Origin of the sequence: uncultured Stenotrophomonas sp., assembly GCF_963519925.1 — a bacterium.
Lineage (GTDB): Bacteria > Pseudomonadota > Gammaproteobacteria > Xanthomonadales > Xanthomonadaceae > Stenotrophomonas > Stenotrophomonas maltophilia_AE.
Genome location: NZ_CAUQPH010000001.1, coordinates 128881 through 149488, shown reverse-complemented (window position 1 = coordinate 149488; position 20608 = coordinate 128881). Strand labels below are relative to the sequence as shown.

Sequence of the window (20608 nt, the reverse complement as noted above, 5' to 3'; positions counted from 1 at the left end):
TGCGCCGCTCCGCCTTCCTTCTTGCGGTGGATGATTGGCCCACAACTCCGACTCGGGGCAGATGGGTCCGTGCCCCCTCGTCGTCCATACAACGCGGATGGATGGCAGACCCGCCATTGCGGATGGGGGATATGAGTGTTGGAACGACACAATCAACGCTGGGTTGCATCCCTTAAATACTTTGCGAACGCTTCGTCCGACGACTGCATCGCGAACGCCAAGGCTTCCCCCTCCTCAACATCCGCCCCGAACTCCAGCAGGAGGGACGCGACTGCGACCTTGGTGTCCGTGTTCAGGGTGTCTGCGGTGATCAGCCATATCAGGGGAGGCTCGTCCGTTTCGTCTTCGGTGAACGGGTATGAATTCGGACCAATTCCTGCCTCCAGGAGCCCCCTGACTAGCTCCACGTCACCTCGCAAACATGCATGGTGCAGGGGTGGAAAGTCGAGCGAACGCCCTCGCTCAACCAGCTTAGGTGGCAGTCGATCGACAGCCGACATCGCGTGTCTAAACGCTTCGCGAAACTCGGGGACAGTCATGTAGAGCTTGCCCCACCCGAGCGCGATGGCCTTCGGCAACGCATCCATTACCCGATCTCCTAGCCGGTCAACTTGGCCCACTAGGCGGGCCTCTGGGGATTCTATACTCAGCAGGCAGCGCCAGTCGCCTTGGCCGGGGTGCTTGGGGGGATTCGTCCTGCCGGCCGCCCAGGGCTTGGCGCACGCCATTTCAAAGAATAGGAGTCGTCACGTGGGCATAGAGGTGCCGCGAGTTGTTTGGGTAGGGACTGGTCTGCTTGCTTTTGCTGCCGGGGTGGTCAACGCGGTGGGCTACTTGGGGTATGAACATCAAGCCTTCAGTCATATGACCGGCACGGTGAGCCTGCAGAGTATTGCCATCGAGGGCAGCAATTGGGGCAATGCCCAACAACTGCTCGCAGTGATTGTCAGCTTCGTCATCGGATCGTTCGGCGCCGGTTTACTGCTTCGGGATAGGAGCCTCTCTGGCGCCTATGTGGGACTTCTCGCCGTCGAAGCCATGCTCTTCATCGCTGCCGCAGCTCTGCTGGCCGGTGGAAATGCCTTCGGCGCCTGTTTTGCCGCAGCGGGCTGCGGGCTGCAAAACGCCATGACGTCCTTTTACAGCGGCTCGTCCATCCGCAGCACGCATTTGACGGGCTTCTTCACCGACTTTGGCCTCGTGCTCGGCCAAGTGTGTCGGGGACATCCCGTTCCGCGCCGCCGCTTGGCCATGTGGGGACTCGTGCTATTCAGCTTTTCAACGGGGGGCATGGTTGCAGCGACGTCCTTCCATCAATTGGGATTTCTCACGCTGCTCCTGCCAGCGGCTATCGTCGGCCTTTGCGCGATCGGGCTTTGGATTTATCTTCGTCCAGGCACGCTGCAAACGTGAGCTCGGGCTTCCTGCCGCCCTGCCCCACGGTGTGCGCCCGATCTGCTGCCGCTTGAATGCTCTTTCATGAGGTGACACATTGCGGGTGTGGCAGGCGATCGGAGCGTGAGCTCATGGAACTTCAAAAACGTCTGGATCTGCTGGCGGACCTCAGCATGGCGGCTCAGGGCTTTCGTCCTTCACCGGCTCGGCTGGTCCAGCTGACTTCGCAAGGCTTGATGTGGCTGCACCCATCTAAGCCACCTGTGACCGGCATGACAGAGGAAGGCAAGGCGGTCTTCTTGTCTTTGCTATGCGATGGATCCGGAATCGATTCGACCGACCTTTCCTGCTCGGCGCAGCGGTTCACGCCTTCGGTGAAGCAGTTCACGATGGGATCGGCATTTCTCGACACTTTGGAAGCCGAAGCACGTTCAGGAACCCGGGTCATCCCAAGCGTCGATGAGGCGCTGTTTGCATTCTGGCTTTGCCACCGGCAACCCCCGCCGCCCCCTCCCTTGGCGGATTCGGCTGCGGGCAATGGTCCAGAAGTGGGAGAATCAAACGTCCCGGGCATCGGCAGCGATTAGACAACTGAAACAGGACGCCGATGGCGCAGATTCCGACCTTGAGCTGGACGCTCCTCTGGGCATCGAGCCCGCTGCTGCCACCAACGAGCCTTCCCTCACAGCAGGACTTGGCGAGTGCTGCGAAGCAACTGGTGAATGCGCTGCTCAACATCCTCCTCGATCATGTAGACCGGTCGGCGGCCATTCGGGCACGGGAGGTTCGGAGTAGTGCCGAACAGCCGACAGATCAGAGGCCGCTCTTGGTAGACCTGGCACCCGCCTGCCCCCAAGTGCGGGCAACTCAACTGAGAAAGTGCCTCATCGCGCTCCGCGTCGCTTTTACGCGGCAGCCGCGCCATCTCGTCGGTCGACACTGTCACCGGACCACAGCAGTCATGACAGCCCACGATGCAGCGGAAGCCCGGGATCTGCTCACGCAGGCTGAAAATCGTCTCCAGGGCTTCGTAAGGCACTCTTCCACTCCTAATCATCCCCACCGGTGCGGAGGGGAGCGCTACGCTTGACCTCGACTCGGGCTCAGCCGTTCCATTTTAAGGCCAACGTCCTTGCCTGTCCCGTCTTCGCTCCGTAGCCAAGCGTCGCGATGCCGCCCTGCCGACCTCTCAGTTGAACGTTTCTGCGGCCGGGCATCCAGGCAACAGGAGCAAGTGGCCGCACTCGGCGGGATCGCAGTCCATTGTCAGGCATCGTTCGCCTGCTTCTGTCGTCCCGACGGTAAGGGGAACCAGGCCCGCGTCCAGCTCGACGTGGAACGTCCACTCCCCCCTGTCGATACCTGCAATCGCCGACTCGGCAGACAATGACCACCGACGCCCATGCGGATGCACCCCTCCGATCGTCGTTACCCGGCGCAAAGAGGGTTCCGGTGAGAGGGTTACGCAGGTAACGACACGCCCAGTTGCCATCGCTTAACTCCAGAAGCACGGAGTGAATTTACGCCCTTGGTTGGGGCGAGCAACGCGCTTTTCTGAAGCGTTAAGTCTGACCTCGGAACGGCGAACCCTCCATGGCCAACGAGAAGACTACTTCTTCGCCTCATCGTCTAGCGGCGCGCCATCGCCGCGGATCGTGCCCATCGTGAAAACGTAGCCTTCGTTGGATAAAAATTCCCGCATTCGTAGTTCGGCACTGCGTGGTGCAGCCAAGCGTTCCGGCGCGTAGAGCCCGTAGACGCATGCACCTCCAAGCACGTTATCCCGCCTTACCGCACATCTGCTAGTTTGCGCTGCGTTTGACCAAGCTTCTTTCAGCTTTCCGGGAGCGATCGACTGACCGTTTCGAAGACGGAAGCTCAACCAACGTATTCCCGCTTGCTCCATGTGATCCATTGCTCTCTCCATGCGTCATCCCTTCAAACTACCCTCCCATGGCCCTTCAGCCTACCCCCTTCTGGCCGCCGGGATGAATACTTAACCGTTCAGCATTGACGCTGAATTGGCCGTGGCAGTTTGCTACAGTCTTCACGCGCCCCCCACGCGCCTATTTTTAGGAAATGCTATGCCCTTACGGGCTGTCGTCTATACGAGCAAACGTTCAGAGGGCGTGACAGACGAACAGACTCTCCGTCTGGCCGCTGACGCGGAGCGCTTCAACCGCTTAGCCGGAGTCACGGGCGTGCTGCTCTCCGACGGCCAGCGATTCCTTCAATACTTTGAAGGGCCTGAAGACGGCGTCAGTGCTGTCTATGCGCGGGTCAAGGCGTCGAGAAGTCATACAGCGCTTCTGGAACTGGCCAACGGCACCGTCCATCAGCGTCTGTTTCCATACTGGGCGATGCACGTGATCTCCGCTTCCACCATGGACACGTCCCGTGTGGCCGCCGCTGCCTGGGCTCCCTTTGACGACGTTGATTCAGAAAACCCAGATCCCTCGTCGGGCATTTCTTGCCTGGATGCTTTAGTGAGGCAGCACCTTTCGACGCCGAACGGGCGTTCAACCTACTAAGTGCCTGCATTGCGCGAGAGTGCAGGCATGCTGATTGAGGGGGCATCCACCTCCCGCCAAGCATTGCGCAGGCCTCTGCCGCTGTCGGGCCCGCAGCGGGTCCGATGGTTGGTCGCCGCCCGTCGGCTCACCAGGAAGGTGCAGGTCGAAGAAAAACCGGTCACGACGGTGCCCCTAACGGGGGCGTCGACTCGACAATGGGGAAGCACACATGCTCCTGCTTTCATCGACGAGTCCCGGCATCGCAAGTGATTGCATCACTCAGGACTGCCCGAAGTTGGCGGACGTCGGGTTGGGTTCATGATGCCACGACGGCTAGCGGCGGAGCAAAGGGTCACCGCTATCGATCCCCGCCGCAGTCAACGAATGACCAGATAGGCGCTGGTAGCTAAGCCAAGCTAGCCATCAACAGCCAGCGGCTCCGATTGTTTCCTGCTATCCCGTTGCGTAGATCCTTTACGTGCAGGACGATGAGGCGGTTCGGAGGACAACCCGAGACCTTCTTAAGGGCATCGGGTATGACGTCGTAGCAGCCAGCATTGCAGAGGCGGCACTGAGCGCTATCGACACATACCCCCGCTTCGACCTGCTCCTCGCCGACCTTAGCCTGCCGGGATGGACGGCCGGGAGCTGGCGCAGCGCGCCCAGGCCAATCAGAACGACTTGCGCGTTGTCTTGGTGACGGGCTACGCGGGGCGCAGATGCAGATGCCACTTCGCATCTGCCACCCGCCACCGCCCTGTTGCGTAAGCCGTTCACCTTGCGTGAATTGCTCAACTCGGTCCGGCAATCGCTGTGATCGGTAGAAAGGCGACCCTCAGGTGCCCGCTCAACTCTCAAGCGTGCGTTACTCTCTGACGCTGCGCGCGCCTTGACCCTTTGTCTTCACGCGCGAGTGACCGTGCCGTGAGCATCATTTCTCAGGGCTCTGCTTCCACAGTCGGGCCGACCACTGGCAAAGACTAGGCATCGCTGGTCTTGGCTCTGCTGAGCCCGCATGGAGAGTCTTGCCAAGCCTGATAATGTTACTGAAGAGGATTGTGTCGTGCCCAATACCGGTGTCTTTCATCTCCGATCGGTCTCTGCAGAGGCGGACGGTCCAGAGACGATTCGAGCACTACGCTGTGTCGAAGTGCAGTGCACCGCTTGTTCTACAGTGTCGAGTCTCTCCGAGGGCAGTGGCCTGGTAGATCTGGGGGGCGCAGGCATCCTGACGTGCAGCACGTGCGGGGCGCGGCAAGGGGTTAGCCGAGTCCGCTTCGAGGAGTTCGTAAAGAGATTTCCAACCGGCGTGCTCGACGGTTCCGGATCATTTCATGCCCCCCCCGATCCAATGACATGGGTCGAAGCCCACTGTTGATCGAGTGAGCATTACTGGACGTTCCTCGCGGGTGTGCGGCCGCTTGTCATAACGCTTCACTCTCAGCCTGCGCGAAGGGCCTGAATGCTTCAGAACGGCACACAGGCTTTCTACTGAAGATTCGGCTACGTCAGCCGATAACGATGACGTGCCTCTACTTAAAGGCGTAACCTGTTCTCGCCCCAAATCGTCTGACGCCATGTCCCCTACCGTCACCGAAGAACGATTGACCGCCCTTAGCAGCTTGCAGGCCTTGGACAAGGCCGCGGGCGGGTCTTTGGATCGCCTGACAGAGCTGACCGCCTACACATTTGCGGCGCCGGTGGCCTTTGTCTCGATGATTGAGGTAGACAAGCAGAAGTTGATATCTCGCCTCGGGCTCCCGATGGCTGAAACCAATATCCGCGAATCCATCTGCTCTCACACCATCGGCTCAAACCAAGTCATGGTCGTGAACGATTTGACGAAGGACCCTCGCTTCCTGCAGAACCCCTTGGTGATCAAGCCGCCCCACCTGCGCTTCTACGCTGGGGCGCCGCTGATCTCTCAAAATGGAATCGCCATCGGGGCGCTGTGCATCATGGACGAGAAGCCTCGCGAATTCTCTGAATCTGATCGCCGACAGTTGGAAACACTGGGCCAAAGCGTGATGCATCAGCTCGAGTTAAGAGCGCTCTCGGGCAGGCGAGAGCCTGTAAGTGGGCTGCCCAACAGGCACCAGTTCGGTATCGACTATGCAAGCCTCGCGCTACGTGCGCCGGGCAAACGTCTGTATGCAGTCCTGATAGACATCCTGGATCTTCCTCGGGCCAATGAGGCGGGCCAGGTCTTGGGCATGCCTCCGCTTGAAGCGCTCATCCGGCGTGCTGGCGTCCGGCTCAAAGTTGCCCTTGACGGCGTGGCCGATGTCTACCACGTGGGCGTTACACGCTTCGCTTTCCTTGTCGACCTTCCGGGACCAGAGAGCGTCGAGTCGCTGCTCGCCGAAATCCAGAAGCGGATGATCCGTCCCCTGATGGCAGGCGCGGTGCCCATGTCTCCCATGTTCCACGCAGGCGCGTGTGCGGTTGACCTGTCGGTAGATGAAGCCAATGACGTCATCCGAAAAATCCTCATTGGCCTGCATGCGTCCATCGCCTCTCAGAGCTTGGTTCGTTGGTATTCGAAGGCCCGTGACGAAGACCTGCGACGCGGCTACCGCTTAGCCGTGGACGCTGAGCGCAGCTTGCGCCAGCAAGACTTCCACTTGGTCTACCAGCCAAGATTCCATCTGTCTGATCTGCGCGCACGTTCTGCCGAGGTCCTGATCCGCTGGAACCATCCCCGGCTTGGCCCCGTCAGTCCAGCAGAGTTCATCCCCGTATTCGAGCGAACCGCGCTTATCGGCAGCGTGACCGCTTGGGTGCTTGAAAATGCGTTGGAGCAACTTGCGCGTTGGAGGCGCGACGGCGTGGAGCTGTCCCTCTCGATCAACCTGTCTGTGAAGGACATAGCCAAACCGGACGCGGCCGAACGAATCCTGGACTTGCTTGGGATCAAAGGGCTGTCGCCCTCGGACGTGGAAGTGGAGATCACTGAAGGCGAATGGCTGCGTGCAGACTCACTACCTGGCGAGCAAATCTCGGCGCTTGCAGCGGCTGGAGTTCGAGTAGCTATCGACGATTTCGGCAATGGCTATAGCAATTTCGGCTACCTCACCGAGCTGCCCATCCATACCCTCAAGCTCGACAAGTCCTTGATAGACAACATCGCCGTCGACGAGCGAGCACTTCTAAAGACGCAGGCGATCATCCGACTTGCGCAGGATCTAGGCTACGCGACCGTCGCTGAAGGGGCGGAAACGGCTGAGCAGGTAGAACGTCTTAAGGCCTTGGGATGCGATGAGATCCAAGGCTACGCCTTGGCTCGCCCCATGGATCCGGACCTTCTGATCACCATGCTTCGGGACCTTCCCGCTTTTCCCTGGCAATCCGACGCTGCTCGTTGAATCACGCGTAGCCATGGGCCCGACAAGCTCACGTGGACCCCGCAGCACTAGTCGTTACGCCGCCACATGGCACCTGCCATCACAAAACAGGCGGCTATCCGACAATTAGACTTTTGGCGACGTTCTCCGCTGCAAACAGCGCGGCCTCCAACGTTGCAAAAGATGTTCGCTGAACCTTTTCGCTTTCCCCGGACTCGAGGCGGACACTAAGAAGGATCCAGTCGTCTACCGACTCGTGCCAGACCTCTGCGGTGTAGCTGGTATCAAAGAGGCCCAACACCACGTTGAAATGACGATCGTCCGATTGTTGACTACCCATGTTGTTCGTGCCTGGACTAGCCCTCCAACATCACTCCCGCAGTGCACTCCTTACACCACTCGCAAATCTGTCGGCAAGCTGCTTAATGCTGATAAGAAACGCTACCCCGATGCTTCCTGTCATGGTCGCGCTCCGCCATCTGGGCCATTGAGCCCGAAATCACATCACTCAAGGAGCATTGCACTGGGGGCGGTGGATAGCAATAGGGTGTGTTCGCTGCTGGCGTCGCTGCACTATCGTGTGAAAAGGGGACCGATGCCAGCACCACATGGGGAATGGCCGCTGCTGTGGGTCTGTCTTCCCCGCAAAGAAGGTGTCTCGAAAGGTGCGCCAAGGCTACAGCATAGAGCACGACGGCCACTGTCGGTTGCTCGGCTCACTTGGAAGAAGAACTCCCTCAGTTCAGAAAGGACGGTCAGGGATGAAGCGTTCAGCAGATCAAGCCAAATGCACGGCAACTACCCTCGCCTCTCAGCCCAGAAGAACACAAAGCGGGCTGCCAAGTGAGCATCGAACAATGGGTAGCCGTTGGCTAGGCAGATGTGAGGGTTCCACTTGGCAAACGCACAACCCCAAGTGCTACCGCGTGCAACATTCCCGCCAACGCAGCATCCGCGACGGTTGCGGTGAAGTGGGTAAAAGTCAGGGGAGGGCCCGCGAAGATGGTGGTTAATAGCCGACCATAGACAAGCATCTGGATAGAACGCCCAGCCGCGTCTCGAATTAAACTGTTCAGGAGGTAAAGCGAATCCGGCGAAAAGTGGATCCGGAACTGGGGATGGCCTGCCCGACCGTAGCCTAAGAATTCCACTGCACTGAGTTGGACGTCTAATCTATTCGGTTGCAAGGCAAGCTCGGGACGCAGTAAAGGTCGCGCTGGTGCGCGCAACGTCAGCGAACCGTATCCGCTGGGCGAAGCATCCTTGCATTTCTCGTCCATAGCCGCGAATTCACTCGAACGGAACCCGCAGCCTTAGCGCCATCATGTCAGAAGTCTCGGCGGAGGTCTTGCGGTGAGTCAGCTCCCCCCTCCCCTTGGCCGCGTGAGCACGCCTTGGTCAAAGGACTCCCTTTGGGCTGGGCGGGTCAATTGCCCCGCCTATTGCCTGGTGTGCCTCGACGGAACGCTCGGGCAAGGGCGTGCAGTCCTCGCGCAGTGCTGTCCTTGGGTAGTAAGCCCAAGTCTAGGAAAGACAAGCGACAAGCGTTGCTGGACCGAGCGCTACCCCTCAGCCGCGCCGAGAAGCGGCCTGGGTCTGGCCTGGAACCGGGGTGTGCAGCGAGTCGCGCAAACATGAGCCAAGCGGGTCGGCGTGTGCAGCATTCCACACTGCTACCATGAATTAACCCCCAACTGGTTGAGCACTATGGAGCTATCGAACCTGTCTGTCATTCAACAGCGCATTCGTGGCATTGAAGGGCAACTTGAGCTGTCTCTTGCGCACGTCAAGGCACTGGAAGTCGGCCTGCGACTGTCTATTGCAACCCACTCTGATCTGACCAACTTTCTCGCAGCGTTGGACATCTTCGAGGAGGGGAGCGATGGCGGGGGGCCTCTGGCCGGAAGCGGTTGCTCGGCCAACTATCAGCGCGCCTTCAGCGAAGGCATTGCGAACGTAAGGAAAGACGTCCTTAGCTTCCGAGAGAAAAGCGCCGGTTAGCACACTATCTTTCACTGCAAACGGTCGCTCTTAGGAACAGCCGGACCGCATCGAGGGCGTCCTCCTATTGAGCGCCACGTGATCCATCTTGGAAGATGACAGCATCTCGCGGACGACGGAACTGCAGGCCACGGTGTTGTCGCCGAGTGTGGGCCTACACAACCTGCTGGACACTCAAGGACGAGGAGGTGGCGATGCGCCTCGATCATGCTCGCGAATGCTAACCATCGAGCTCCCTAGGAAGAGGCGCGCTGATCCCGTTGGGGAAGCGCTCCATGAATTCAGCAAAACGTCGCCCCGCGATGGCCTGGCGGGCGGCGCATTTCGGACATACCAGGACCGCGCCCCCTCGGGGCAATCGAATCAGGGACGGCTCCTCATACGCCCAAAACAGATGGCTGCAATACAGGCACCTCGCGTATACGCAGTCCACGTGCACCGTATCGGGGTGGGCCGCCACGTTGTAGTCGCTTTGGATCTCAAAAAGGTAAAAAACGCCGGTGTCGGGCATGACAGAGCCTCTCCTTGCGGCGGGGACGGGCGACAAGTCGTCTTGAGACCGTCAAAGGCCTCGCTTCCACACCATAGCGCTCCATTTGTTAAGAAGAAGCATCCTCGTCTCCCTGACGTATACCCAGCAAAAGCTATACCCGGTCTTCGTCCTCCCTCGGTTTCTTCACAAACACTGCAGCGGGCCCGACAGAGAATGCGGCCATGAACAGCGCACCCGAAGGACCCGATGGCATATGCATTACCCTGTATCGAGATACTGGAAGCACGCAACTTGCGCTCAATGATTTGTCCTCACTGCGCTTAGCGGATGACGAGCTGCTGTGGGTAGACGCTTGTGGCGGTGAAGAAGAATCGCTACGGTCGGTCTGGGATGCCCTCGGGCTAAAGGGCAACTCGCTCGTCGCCTGTCAGGGCTCAACCAATCCCCGTCTGGAAAAGTTCGCGGGCTGCTTTATGGCCAAGGTGGTCGCGATTATTCCGTCGGAGGCGTTGCGATTTCGTGGCGCCGTGTTGACCATCATAGCCGGGCCTAACTTCGTCGTAACGCACCACGACGAGGAGATCGACTTCCTATCCGACATTAAGGATCGAGACCCGGACGCCGCCTGCGACATCGGCTGCCTCGGCGAAGCAAGCTTTGTAGCGGCCGTGCTGGACTGGCATCTTTCCACCTACTTCGCAGCGTGCGCTAGGTTCGAGGTTGAGATTGAGCGGCTCGAAAGCCGTATCTTGTCGGATCAGCCACCAGGCCGCTCGGCACTCCCCCAGCTGTGCGCATTGCGAGGTGCTGCGTCCCGGTTGCGACGAATGCTGGCGCCCCACCGAATTGTATTTGATGGACTGTCGCGAGCCGACTTTGTTCCCGATGGGAACGAAGAGGTCGCCCGCCACCTACGGGACTTGGACGATCGCTTCGAGCGCGCCATGGACGTGGTGGAGAATGCCCGGGATCTGGTGGTCGGGAGCTTCCAGCTCTTTAGCACGCAAACTGAGCTTCAGACCAATGAACGCATGAAACTGCTGACGTTCGTTACAGTCGTGACGGGGTTGCTGGCGGTCATCGCAGGGGCGCTGGGGATGAACTTCGAGGCCAACTTCTTCGGCGCGAAGACTCTCGGCTTCTGGTTGGCGGTGCTTCTGATGGCCAGCCTGGGAGTCGCTGCCGTCGTGATTGGAAAGCGACGCGGGTGGTTGTAGAGCCGTTTGGGACCACCGCTTCGAAACCATACTCGTCAGCACAGCACCGGACGATTTACCCTGCGCGCGAGGATGAAACTAGTTCTCCCCGCCCCTCTCCCTCTGGTTCACTCCAACTCCACCGCCATCGGAAACCTCGGCATGTCCAAGAGCGCATGTGCCCTACCCCGTAGGAAGCGCAAGCTGCATAGCGACCTGTTCGAGCTTTTGGAGCTTCGCTGCGACACCTTTGAGACGCCATCGGCCTCCTTTCGCATCATGCCCACATTGGCCGTTTTGCAATCGATGCCGGAGGCGCATCACGGTGTTCGTGCGCCAGGACTGGAGATAGTCACTGGTAGTCGCGTGGTGATGCGTCCCTGATGCGCCCTCGTTTTATGGGGAGCAATGCTCGGTTTCGGCACTTCTTGTAGCCAGATGAGTCGGAAAGGAGGGCTGCTGCGCTGGGACTGCCTTCTTGATCCAAACCCTTCCTCGAGCCCGACCTTCTGCAGTTGCCTCCCACGAGCGATAGCGAGGGATAGCTGAACTGTTCATCTTTGGCGCCACGGTGCTAGAGGTCGACTTCGCTGTCCTGCATACTGGGGTCGATAGGAATGGGTGAGCTTGATTGATGCCAATGTTGACAAGGCTTCGAGTCCTGATGGTCGAGGATCAAGAAGATCTGCGGGAGTTGATCGGGTCCGCCCTCCGGGACTATGGGATCGCAGTCACCACGGCGGCGGACGGGGTGGCGGCACAAGCGTTGATTGATTCGGGCGAAGAGTTTGACGTTGTATTTACCGACGTCAGGATGCCCAACGGCATTTGCGGGGTCACGCTCGCGGAGAGCATTAGGGAAACGAGGCCGCACGCTCGGGTCATACTTACCTCCGGCTTCGCGCCCGCGCAACTACCGCCCTTGCCGCCCGGTGTGGCCTTCCTCCAAAAGCCCTACCGACTCAAGCAACTGTTTGCGATTTTGAGCGCAGTCGCTGCAGCGAAAGAATGAGGCGCAGCGGAGCCGCTATCAGCGGAAGCCTTCGGACGGCCCGCTGAGCTTGGAGGTCAACGCAACGTAGCGTGGACTCTGACCGGGAATGTGCCCATACCGACGACCTTCGGCGGTGCGGCGTGCAAGCGAAAGTTCTCCGGCGGCAGGTCTTCAAGGCGCGTCATGTGCTCAATGATGGGAATGCCGGCCGCCAAGAGAACCGAGTGAACGGGGCGCTCGCTGCCTGCTGTGTTGTCGATGTTAAGCGAGTCGATCCCCACCATAAGGGTGCCTTGGTCGCGCAGGTATGTAGCGGCCTTCTCTGTGAGGTAAGGGTGCCCATCAAAGTAGCGTTCGCTGCCCCAGTGTTGATCCCAACCCGTGTGAACCAAGACCGCACGACCCCGGCACTCGTATGGCACGAAGTGGTGCCAGTCTATGGCGCGGTCGGTAGCGCCGAGCGCCTTAACGGTGATCCCAGGCACGTCCGCAACGCGGTCGAGCGACAGGCCCGCCAAGTCGTATCCGTCTGCGTAGCGATGGAACGGCACATCGATGTAGGTCCCGGTGTTACCGACCATTTCAAGACGGTTGATTTGGAACTCCGTGCCGGCGCCATAGAGCGAGCGGGAAGCTACCCTGGAAAGGTGGTCGCAGATCATTGGGGCGGGTAGGCCTTCAACTGTCACCATGCCGCTGCTGATGGAGTGACTAAGATCAACGAAAACTGGACTATTACCTGCGCATGCCTCCCTTGAAGCTTGACTCGTGGAGCGCTTGTGGGCCTCTTGGATGATGCGCTTGTTGAGGATATGCGCTTTGCCGACCATCAACAGCCGCATGTCTCGGATGACGTAAGCGGCAAGCGACTCATCGTCGATGTCGTCCCCCGGGATATCCAAGCGGAAACCGTGGCCCTGGATGCCGCCCCCGTTGCTGAACTCAATTTCGAAATCGAAACACGCTCTCTTCTGCATTTGTTGGCGCCTCCGTTAGGTCTCAGTGTCGCGTCGTGCTCTGTGTGCTCGAACTTTTGCCCGGTTTCCGCAGCCGCTGGCCGACGAGCACCACCGCCTCTTTCCTGGCCGCGAGGTGTCCTCAAACACCATCGCGCACTCGGGGCAGCGCCTGAGTCGCTCCCGGCGCGGCACCACCAATAAACCTAGGGCGTCTTCCGCCAAGACCGACATCGCAGCGTTCAACGGTTGGTCGCCGACGCGCACAAGCACACCATCCTGCAGACGAGGTCTGAGCGGCATCCTGCTTGCCGTGAGGTTGAGACAGGCGACGTCATCGGCAGGGAGCGCCCCGCCATCGATGACCGACGTCGTGCAGCGATAAATCGCTTCTCTAACGGAGCGCGCAATGGCCAGGTCATTAGCGGAGAAATCGACGCCGCCCGGCGCAAGCTCTGCCTGTCCCAGCCACGCAGCGAGGGCATTTTCGTCCTCTAAACGCTCTCGCCCCTGCCCGGCGCGCTCGCCGAGTGTGTCGACGAAATCCAAGGCAAGGCACCCGGCGATGAATTCAAACCCGCTCAATGGCTTCATGTAACCTTTTTAACAGGTGTCATTTGTGCCAGTCAAGGGGATCGCGCGATAGGCGTCACCCGGACCAGCGACACGCAAGGGCGTCGCGGCGATTAGCCGGACGGTTTAACGAATGAGCCCTGTTTAATTCAGGCCTTGGGTGGGAGATCATGGTTGCTAGCAGGGCTTGCTGGTGTGCAGCTGAAGGCAAACAGAGGAGCTACCGTCGTGCTAGTCACTGACAGATTCATCATCGTCAATGTCATTGAAGCCAAGCGTCTGAAGCCCATCTCGCCGGCCGAGGACCTCGTCTGGAACGGCCTGGAAAGCATGGACGTCGAGTGCCTGTCCTGCCACGGCCGATGGGTAGCTTTGCTGACCGGCGCTGAGACTCATGGATCCGCGCTCAGGGTCTCCTGCCCGAAATGCGGGGCAGCAGAATCAGTGCCCGAGCGGGCACTTCAAGACGAGGCGACGCGGTAGTTGCGAGTGCCTTGCTAAGATTTCGCAACGCTTTCATGGGATGTGGTTCGAATTGGTGATATAGAGCTAGCCATCACCCCCCTCGTTATCGCGCAGTAGCTATGAACGTGCCTATTACCGAAGCGCAAGAACGAATGGCGGTCCTGGGCACGATGCACGTCCTGGACTCCGAATCGGGGCCCTCCTTGGACCGCGTCACCGCACTGGCTGCCTTCGCCTTTGATGCCCCGGTCGCGTTCGTCTCCATCGTTGGCGAGGACAAACAACGATTCATTTCCCGGATCGGCTTGCCAGTTGCCGAAACCGATATTCGCGTCTCGGTTTGCGCTCATGCGATCGCCTGCAACGAGGTGATGGTCGTCCCTGATCTTCGTCAAGACCCGCGCTTTCAGCGCAATCCATTGGTCGTCGCGCCACCACACCTCCGGTTCTACGCTGGAGCTCCCCTCGTGGCGAAGAACGGGGTGGCCATAGGGGCCATGTGCATCATGGACACGCAGGTGCGTGAGTTTTCGGAGTCCGATCGCGCTCAGCTTTCGACGTTGGCGCAGTTGGTCATGGCGCAACTCGAGCTTAGAAACATGTCAGGGCGCTTGGAGCCTGTCAGCGGCATGCCCAACCGCCACCAGTTCCACATTGACTATGCTGGCCTGGCTCAGCGGCACGGTGGGCAGCGGGTGTTCGCGGTGCTGTTGGACGTATTTGATATCCCCCGCGCAAACGAGGCCGGGCAGGCCCTCGGCATGCGGCCTTTGGAGGCGTTGATACGGCGGGCAGGTGTTCGGCTCAAGCTCGCCTTGGAGGGCTTGGCGGACGTTTACCACGTGGGCGTGACGCGATTTGCATTCATGGTCGCCCTGCCGAGTGCAAAGGATATCGAAGGGCTGGTAGGCGAACTTCGGCAGCGCATGTCCCGCCCACTCATGGCCGCCGCCGTTCCGATGTCCCCTCGATTTCACGCGGGAATCTGCGCTGTGACGTTGGGGGAGGACACAAGTGACGACGTGATTCGAAAAATGTTGATTGGTCTGCATGAATCATTCGAAGCGCGACAGGCTTTCGCTTGGTATTCCGAGCAACGCGACCACGACATGCGCCGCGCATATCGCTTGGCCGCAGACGCGGAACGTGGCCTGCGAAAGGATGAGTTCCACTTGGAATACCAACCGCGTTACCGCGCGTCGGATCTGCAACCGGTATCCGCGGAGGCGTTGCTTCGTTGGACACACCCTCGCCTAGGTCCAGTTAGCCCGGGCGAGTTCATTCCAATCTTCGAGCGAACCGCCTTGATGGCAACGGTGACCCCATGGGTGCTCGACGCTGCACTCGATCAGATGGTCGCGTGGCGGGACGTCGGTTACCACGTTCTACTGTCCTTCAACCTGTCCGGGGCTGACCTTTCCTCTGAAGATGCCTGGATCCAGATTCGTTCGAAGCTCGAAGCTCGTCTTCTCCCATTTGATTCCATTGAAATTGAGATCACAGAAGGTGAATGGCTCCGCGCCGATTCTGTGGCAGGCGGACAAATACAGGCTATGGCAGATGCCGGCATCAAGGTTGCCATCGACGACTTTGGAAGCGGCTACAGCAACTTCGGCTACTTGTCGGACCTGCCGATTAACACGATCAAGATGGATAAGTCCCTCATCGAGAACCTTGAGTCGGATCCCAAGGCCAAGCCTAAGGTCGCCGCAATCATCAATCTGGCTCGGGAGCTGGGCTACCACACGGTCGCCGAAGGGGTAGAGACTGCCGCTCAGCTCCAGTTCCTTCGGGAGAATGGGTGCGATGAGATACAGGGCTACGTTCTCTCCAAGGCATTGAGCGCAGAAGCGTTACTTGAAGTGTTCAGGAGCCACAATGCCGAGCAAGCCGAAAGCAAGCTGCATATCCGCTCATAGCAAGTGCAAATAGCAGCAAGCTTGTGGAACCCTCTACCCCATTGGCCGCGAGCAGCTCACCAATCCGCCTTACAACTGGGCAGCGTGCGCCTGCGAACCTGGTTGGAAAGGCTGGCTCACATTCCTGATGGGCGAGCTGTTTCTGCGGCCCGCCCTTGGCTTGGAGGCGGGCGGGTTGCGCCCGGACACTCCTGCCTGGCCTATCAGTTGGGCCACTCGGTTGTGTATTGCTGAACCCAGGGCTGAGCCGAAGCCCACGAAGAAAAGCCAATACCCGTCCGGACGGACGACCACCTCTTCCATGCCAGGCGTCGAATCGACAACTTGGCGAAGGCGATCCACCCACACCTTGGATGGCTCCTGGTCGAGCTGGGCCACAACGGCCACCTCGCCAGCGTCCAAGTCCATCACCTCAATGCGAACAACTACGGGAACAGGGGTTGTAGTGGCCATGCTGCGCTCTCTGGTCAGTATTTTGCGGAGTATCCAGTGAACATGCCAAAGCGGCGTCAACGCACCATGATAGAACCATCAATGACGTAGGGGGCTTTGTGCCCTACTCGCGCCCTGAGAGCCCCTAACCCCATTCGCGCTCCAGCCTTCCAGTCTCCGCCCTGCAGGCTATTGGTCGAGGCACTCACTAGCGGCTGTTCACCTTTGACACGCCACCGCCCCGCCCGGTCGTTGCCAACCCACGGGTGGCCGTCCGCTGCCTTTCCCGCCAGGACCATGAGCCTACTCACTGAACGGTTTAGCAATATGCCAGACGCGTGTAGCGGACGTTTGGTCTCCCGACAGCGCTGTAACTGCACAGTGCTTAGCGTGTTCTCACCGGCCTCGTTGCGGGGCCGCGAACGGAGAATTGCCATGGGAATCCAGAACCAGAACCAGCAAAACCCTAATCCTGACCAGAACCAGCCAGGCCAGCAGAATCATCCTGGTCAGCAGGGGCAGCAGGACCGGGACACGCAACGGCAGGGCCAGCAGCAGCAGGATCAGCAGAACCAGCGCCCGGGGCGCCAGGGCGGCGAAGAGGAGGAGTAAGAGTAAGACTAGACCCCAGAGGATGCGGTCCACACCTAGAGGGGGCTTCATCCTTCCTCTCTCGCCTCAGATCGAGCAAGGCGACGCTAGATGAAGCTCAGTCCACATTGGCGATGAGGCTCAACGTCGTCGCAGCGCGCTTCCTGCCCGGCCTTAAAACCGGCGGGCGCGGCAGCAACTGCCCATAATCCGTCCCCATTCTCCTCAGCAATCCAATCCGGACTGGCCAATGTCGAGCCCCGTCGCACAGGACGCTTGTGCCGTCGGTGGAGAGCATCTGCCACCGCTTCCATTTCATGTGAGAACCAGCGATAGCCGTTCGCGCAAATTTCAACGGGTTGGTCGTTTGGGCGCGGATAGTGAGGTAGCAGCTCTGCCAAGTGCACGGCGGCCTCCGCCGCTGTCTGGCGGCCAAACTCCTCCGTTGAAGCCCACAGCTCAAGAAGCCTTAAAGATGCCGGGGTCATGGGGTCATCTCCTCCTGCCAGCAAAGTTCGCATCGTCAGGTGGCATCGGTTAACTCCACGCGAAGGCCACTCAGCGCATCCACAGGGCGGATAGGCTTCCACCAAGCGCCACATCAACCCCGCAGGAAAGCTGGTGGTGAAAGGGGACGCAAGGCGGCCCATGACAGTGTGAGGAAGCGTGAGGACGTGAGAGGCTCCAGTCTTTAATCAGACGTCGGTCACACGGGGATCTGGTCAACCCTGAGCTTAGCTCTCGCCGCCGGTCGCATTAGCAACGGCTTTCGGAGGTCCACTAAGCTGCGTGGAGAGCAACCAAGACAAAACAATCCGCCCTGCTCGGCGGTCGGCGCCAATCGATGCCCGCAACGCGCCTGGGTTTCGATCTCGTGTAGAAACGCAGAGGTTGCAGCGAACCCGATAACTGAAGAGTTCACCTGTTTTGCGAAATCAGAGACTTCAGAGGGTGTGAGAGAAGTCTCTTCGTAGACGAGGCAGACGAGCTGCATCTTTCCTAGCTCAGGTAGCCGGTGCTTGAGAGGTTTTGCCACCAACACCCAAAAGTAGCCCTCGGCGATAAGAGCCGCCGTTCTATCTGGAGCTGGATGAAAACCCTGCGCCAGCATGCAGAGATCTGCTATCAGGCAGAGCCGCTGCTATGAAAGGGGCGATGAACGCCGTTCACTCACGGCATCAATCTGCTACCGACTCTGACGAATATTAAGACGCTAGCGATAGCGGGCTCATCGACAGCTTCATGAAAAGTGCTGGAGACCATTTGGGACAAAGTGCCATGGAAGACACATGGAGCGGAATGCCCCCCTAATTTCCGCACCTAGAGCCGTCTAGCGAGAATCGTCTTAAGTGACACCATGGTCGCCGTGCTGGCGTCCTCCAACAACCGCAGAGCCCGGACCTTCTTTGAGCCCATGCCAGCCACCGCTTCCGGGACAACGATGGTGTCGTATTCCCTGGCATTGCTGTCGTAGCATGTGGCCGTGATGCAGGACTCGGCCGCCATGCCTGCGATCACGAGCTGATTGCAGTCGAGTTTGGCTAATAGAATCGAAAGTGGCGTAGCCAAGAAGGCTGAGTGCTTCGGTTTGAGAACGAAGTAGTCTCCTGGCGACGGCGCCAGAAGCCGTGCGATTGCCGCAGGCGTGCCTTCGCATCCGAGGCACACCTGAACGAGTTCTTTGAAATCCAACTGCCAATCTGCAAAATTGTCGTTGGCGTAGATCACCGGCCGGCCGGAGTCTTGGAAATGTTTCCGCAGCTGTGCGATCGCTTTCGCCGCAGCAATCGCGCTGGCCTCGAGCGCCTCCGCCTGGGGGAAGTCGAACTTGCTGAACATATCTACGATGAGTAAGGCGGAGGCTGACTTGGCCATGGCGGGACCTATCGCGGTCAATCCCCGGTTTGGCTGTGGGGTGCAGCCAATGCCTTGGACTGCGGCGAATCCTTCTGGCGAAGGAAGATGGTGAGCACGACCAACGAGAGAACCGCCAAGAATTCGCTCTGCCAGTTCTGGAAGGATTCAAACCAAAAACTACTACTGAAGAGGTGTTCGACCACCGTCGGCGCGGGGAGGCCCTTGGACACGCTTTCATCCACTTCACTGCGCCAGCTGCCGGCTAGGTGCAGGCAAAAGCTTACGACGAAGAGCGCGGCAAACGCGATGGCCAGGGAATGTCCATACAGCATCTTCCAGATGCCCCCCTTGCGAACCGGCCAAGGCGTCTGACCCTCCTCAATGCGGTCTTGCTCTTCGTCTTCTGACATTGGACGGGACTCGGCCGAACCCTTCTGCCGCAGTGACACCGTCAGCAGGACATACATCCCCATTTGTAGAAACTCGCTTTCCCAGTTCTCGAAAGTTGCGCTGACGAAATGACCGCTGTGGAGGTAGCTCCATAGATCTAGGAGGGGTCGATGGGCCTCCCCAAGTTCATCGTTGTGCGTGAGGAACCCGCTCCAAATCTGCCCCAGCAGGGACGCGATCAAAAGAAGGAGCAGAGCTATCGACAAGCCATTTCTCTTCCACATGTCTACTCATCGCCCAGTTCTTGCGGCTTCCACGGCAGACACCGCAGTAGCCTTCTGCTGCTTCACAAACGGAACGCAAAAATGCGCCACCCTTTCTCACAGGGGCTCTGGCTGTTACCAAGAGCTAAGCCTCCAACTGCGCTTACCGAGTTCGCGCAGTCAAGACGATAGAAGCTGGTTCGTGGGGGCCGCGTGAGCACTCAGCGCCCGGTAGGCGAGAGACGGATCCTAGGTGATTCGCTCCAGACGCCTTTGGCTAACGGGACTTCTCGATCCGCGGGCCCAGCCTCTTTTCAGGGCAGGCCATTCCCCCTAAGCCCCTAGGCTCCCAGGCCCCCTTTCCGTCGGAGGCCCCACACGTGAATGGGCCTCATCGGCCTCCCGACAAGGTCCTTGGGAAGTCCAAGCGGCAATCGTTGGAATACACGAAAGTCGTGATCCGGTGTGCCGCCGGGCCCCCTCCACTATGCCGCTCAATCGCGCGATTCTTCACGTCGTTTTGCGTAGACGAACGCGCATGCTTGCGTCTCCATTAAACGCTATTAACGGAACCACCCATGGCGATTAAAACCGCAGAAGAACTGTTTGTGCACGAGCTGTCGGACATCTACAGCGCTGAGAAGCAGCTCACCAAGTCCCTGCCCCGTTTGGCACGGGCCGCGGAGAATCCCGCGTTGGTTGCAGCGTTCGAAACCCACTTGGAAGAAACGCAAGGCCAAATCGAGCGCATTGACCAGGTAGTGGAAGTGCTGGGGATTCGCCTCAAACGCATCAAGTGCGCCGCTATGGAAGGTTTGGTTGAAGAAAGCAAGGAAGTGATCGATTCGATTGAAAAGGGGCCTGTTCGTGACGCCGCGCTAATCGGCGGCGCACAGAAAGTGGAGCACTACGAGATCGCTTCCTACGGCACCATCACCGCGCTCGCTAAGCAGTTGGGCTACAACGATTCCCTCCCCTATCTTCTGGAGACGTTGGAGGAAGAGAAGGCCACGGATGAGAAGCTGACGCTGCTGGCTGAGCAGGGAGGCAATCAGAAAGCCGCCGCCGGCAAGAAGTGAAAAAAAGAGACGGGCCCCAGGCCCGTCTTTCATTTCGGAGGATCGAACCTGATTGCGACAGGGTCTCGCGGCCTGTCCCCCGTTGTCTGCGCAATAGGCAGGACCTCCCATGCCCTTCGACGGCCGTGATTGTGAATCTCCCCTCAT

18 protein-coding genes are annotated in these 20608 nt (G+C 59.3%); 10 read left to right on the top strand and 8 right to left on the bottom strand.

The features are described 5' to 3' along the window. Positions 1-152 precede the first annotated feature (152 nt). Positions 153-587: an ankyrin repeat domain-containing protein gene (locus RWO33_RS00705; protein ID WP_249832696.1), complete on the bottom strand. Its 435-nt coding sequence runs from the start codon at positions 585-587 to the stop codon at positions 153-155. A gap of 163 nt (positions 588-750) precedes the next feature. On the opposite strand from RWO33_RS00705, the gene RWO33_RS00700 reads away from it, so the two are divergent. Further along, positions 751-1413: a YoaK family protein gene (locus tag RWO33_RS00700; RefSeq protein ID WP_314100997.1), complete on the top strand. Its 663-nt coding sequence runs from the start codon at positions 751-753 to the stop codon at positions 1411-1413. Between the two features lie 113 nt (positions 1414-1526). Continuing rightward, positions 1527-1982 (top strand): hypothetical protein, encoded by a 456-nt coding sequence (locus tag RWO33_RS00695; RefSeq protein ID WP_249832698.1) that lies wholly within the window; start codon positions 1527-1529, stop codon positions 1980-1982. Positions 1983-2077: 95 nt separating this feature from the next. Here the strand turns inward: RWO33_RS00695 and RWO33_RS00690 are convergent, their stop codons facing one another. Further along, positions 2078-2434, bottom strand: coding sequence for a YkgJ family cysteine cluster protein (locus RWO33_RS00690; RefSeq protein ID WP_314100994.1), 357 nt, complete (start codon positions 2432-2434; stop codon positions 2078-2080). Between the two features lie 570 nt (positions 2435-3004). Then, positions 3005-3310: a hypothetical protein gene (locus RWO33_RS00685; protein ID WP_314100992.1), complete on the bottom strand. Its 306-nt coding sequence runs from the start codon at positions 3308-3310 to the stop codon at positions 3005-3007. Positions 3311-3479: 169 nt separating this feature from the next. Between RWO33_RS00685 and RWO33_RS00680 the strand changes: the two genes are divergently transcribed. From RWO33_RS00680 to RWO33_RS00660, 5 genes are all read left to right on the top strand, one after another. Next, entirely contained in the window at positions 3480-3926 is a 447-nt protein-coding gene (locus RWO33_RS00680; RefSeq protein WP_314100991.1) for a BLUF domain-containing protein, read from the top strand. A 1559-nt stretch (positions 3927-5485) separates the two neighbouring features. Beyond that, positions 5486-7273 carry a sensor domain-containing phosphodiesterase gene (locus RWO33_RS00675; protein ID WP_314100990.1) on the top strand — a complete coding sequence of 596 codons (1788 nt, stop codon included), beginning with the start codon at positions 5486-5488 and terminating at the stop codon, positions 7271-7273. A 1686-nt stretch (positions 7274-8959) separates the two neighbouring features. Continuing rightward, entirely contained in the window at positions 8960-9253 is a 294-nt protein-coding gene (locus RWO33_RS00670; protein ID WP_314100988.1) for a hypothetical protein, read from the top strand. 714 nt (positions 9254-9967) lie between these two features. Next, positions 9968-10963, top strand: a complete 996-nt coding sequence (locus tag RWO33_RS00665) for a CorA family divalent cation transporter (RefSeq protein WP_314100986.1) — start codon at positions 9968-9970, stop codon at positions 10961-10963. Positions 10964-11582: 619 nt separating this feature from the next. Beyond that, positions 11583-11954: a response regulator gene (locus RWO33_RS00660; RefSeq protein WP_184123600.1), complete on the top strand. Its 372-nt coding sequence runs from the start codon at positions 11583-11585 to the stop codon at positions 11952-11954. Positions 11955-12010: 56 nt separating this feature from the next. Here RWO33_RS00660 and RWO33_RS00655 read toward each other — a convergent pair whose 3' ends face one another. Next, positions 12011-12913 carry a cyclase family protein gene (locus tag RWO33_RS00655; protein WP_314100985.1) on the bottom strand — a complete coding sequence of 301 codons (903 nt, stop codon included), beginning with the start codon at positions 12911-12913 and terminating at the stop codon, positions 12011-12013. A gap of 15 nt (positions 12914-12928) precedes the next feature. Next, the gene (locus tag RWO33_RS00650) at positions 12929-13486 is read right to left on the bottom strand and encodes an ABATE domain-containing protein (RefSeq protein WP_249832706.1); all 558 of its coding nucleotides are present in this window, start codon (positions 13484-13486) and stop codon (positions 12929-12931) included. Between the two features lie 563 nt (positions 13487-14049). Between RWO33_RS00650 and RWO33_RS00645 the strand changes: the two genes are divergently transcribed. Both RWO33_RS00645 and RWO33_RS00640 read left to right on the top strand, forming a co-directional pair. Continuing rightward, positions 14050-15849 (top strand): sensor domain-containing phosphodiesterase, encoded by a 1800-nt coding sequence (locus tag RWO33_RS00645; RefSeq protein WP_314100982.1) that lies wholly within the window; start codon positions 14050-14052, stop codon positions 15847-15849. An 867-nt stretch (positions 15850-16716) separates the two neighbouring features. Then, complete coding sequence (locus tag RWO33_RS00640) at positions 16717-16893, top strand: hypothetical protein (protein WP_249832709.1); 177 nt, start codon at positions 16717-16719, stop codon at positions 16891-16893. An 86-nt stretch (positions 16894-16979) separates the two neighbouring features. Here the strand turns inward: RWO33_RS00640 and RWO33_RS00635 are convergent, their stop codons facing one another. From RWO33_RS00635 to RWO33_RS00625, 3 genes are all read right to left on the bottom strand, one after another. Next, a complete protein-coding gene (locus tag RWO33_RS00635) occupies positions 16980-17360 on the bottom strand; it encodes a hypothetical protein (RefSeq protein WP_314100979.1) in 381 nt (126 codons plus the stop codon). Positions 17361-18192: 832 nt separating this feature from the next. After that, positions 18193-18747, bottom strand: a complete 555-nt coding sequence (locus RWO33_RS00630; RefSeq protein ID WP_314100977.1) for an isochorismatase family cysteine hydrolase — start codon at positions 18745-18747, stop codon at positions 18193-18195. A gap of 17 nt (positions 18748-18764) precedes the next feature. Then, positions 18765-19403, bottom strand: coding sequence for a DUF6766 family protein (locus RWO33_RS00625; protein WP_314100976.1), 639 nt, complete (start codon positions 19401-19403; stop codon positions 18765-18767). A gap of 557 nt (positions 19404-19960) precedes the next feature. Between RWO33_RS00625 and RWO33_RS00620 the strand changes: the two genes are divergently transcribed. After that, positions 19961-20461, top strand: a complete 501-nt coding sequence (locus RWO33_RS00620; protein WP_314100974.1) for a ferritin-like domain-containing protein — start codon at positions 19961-19963, stop codon at positions 20459-20461. Positions 20462-20608: the final 147 nt, after the last annotated feature.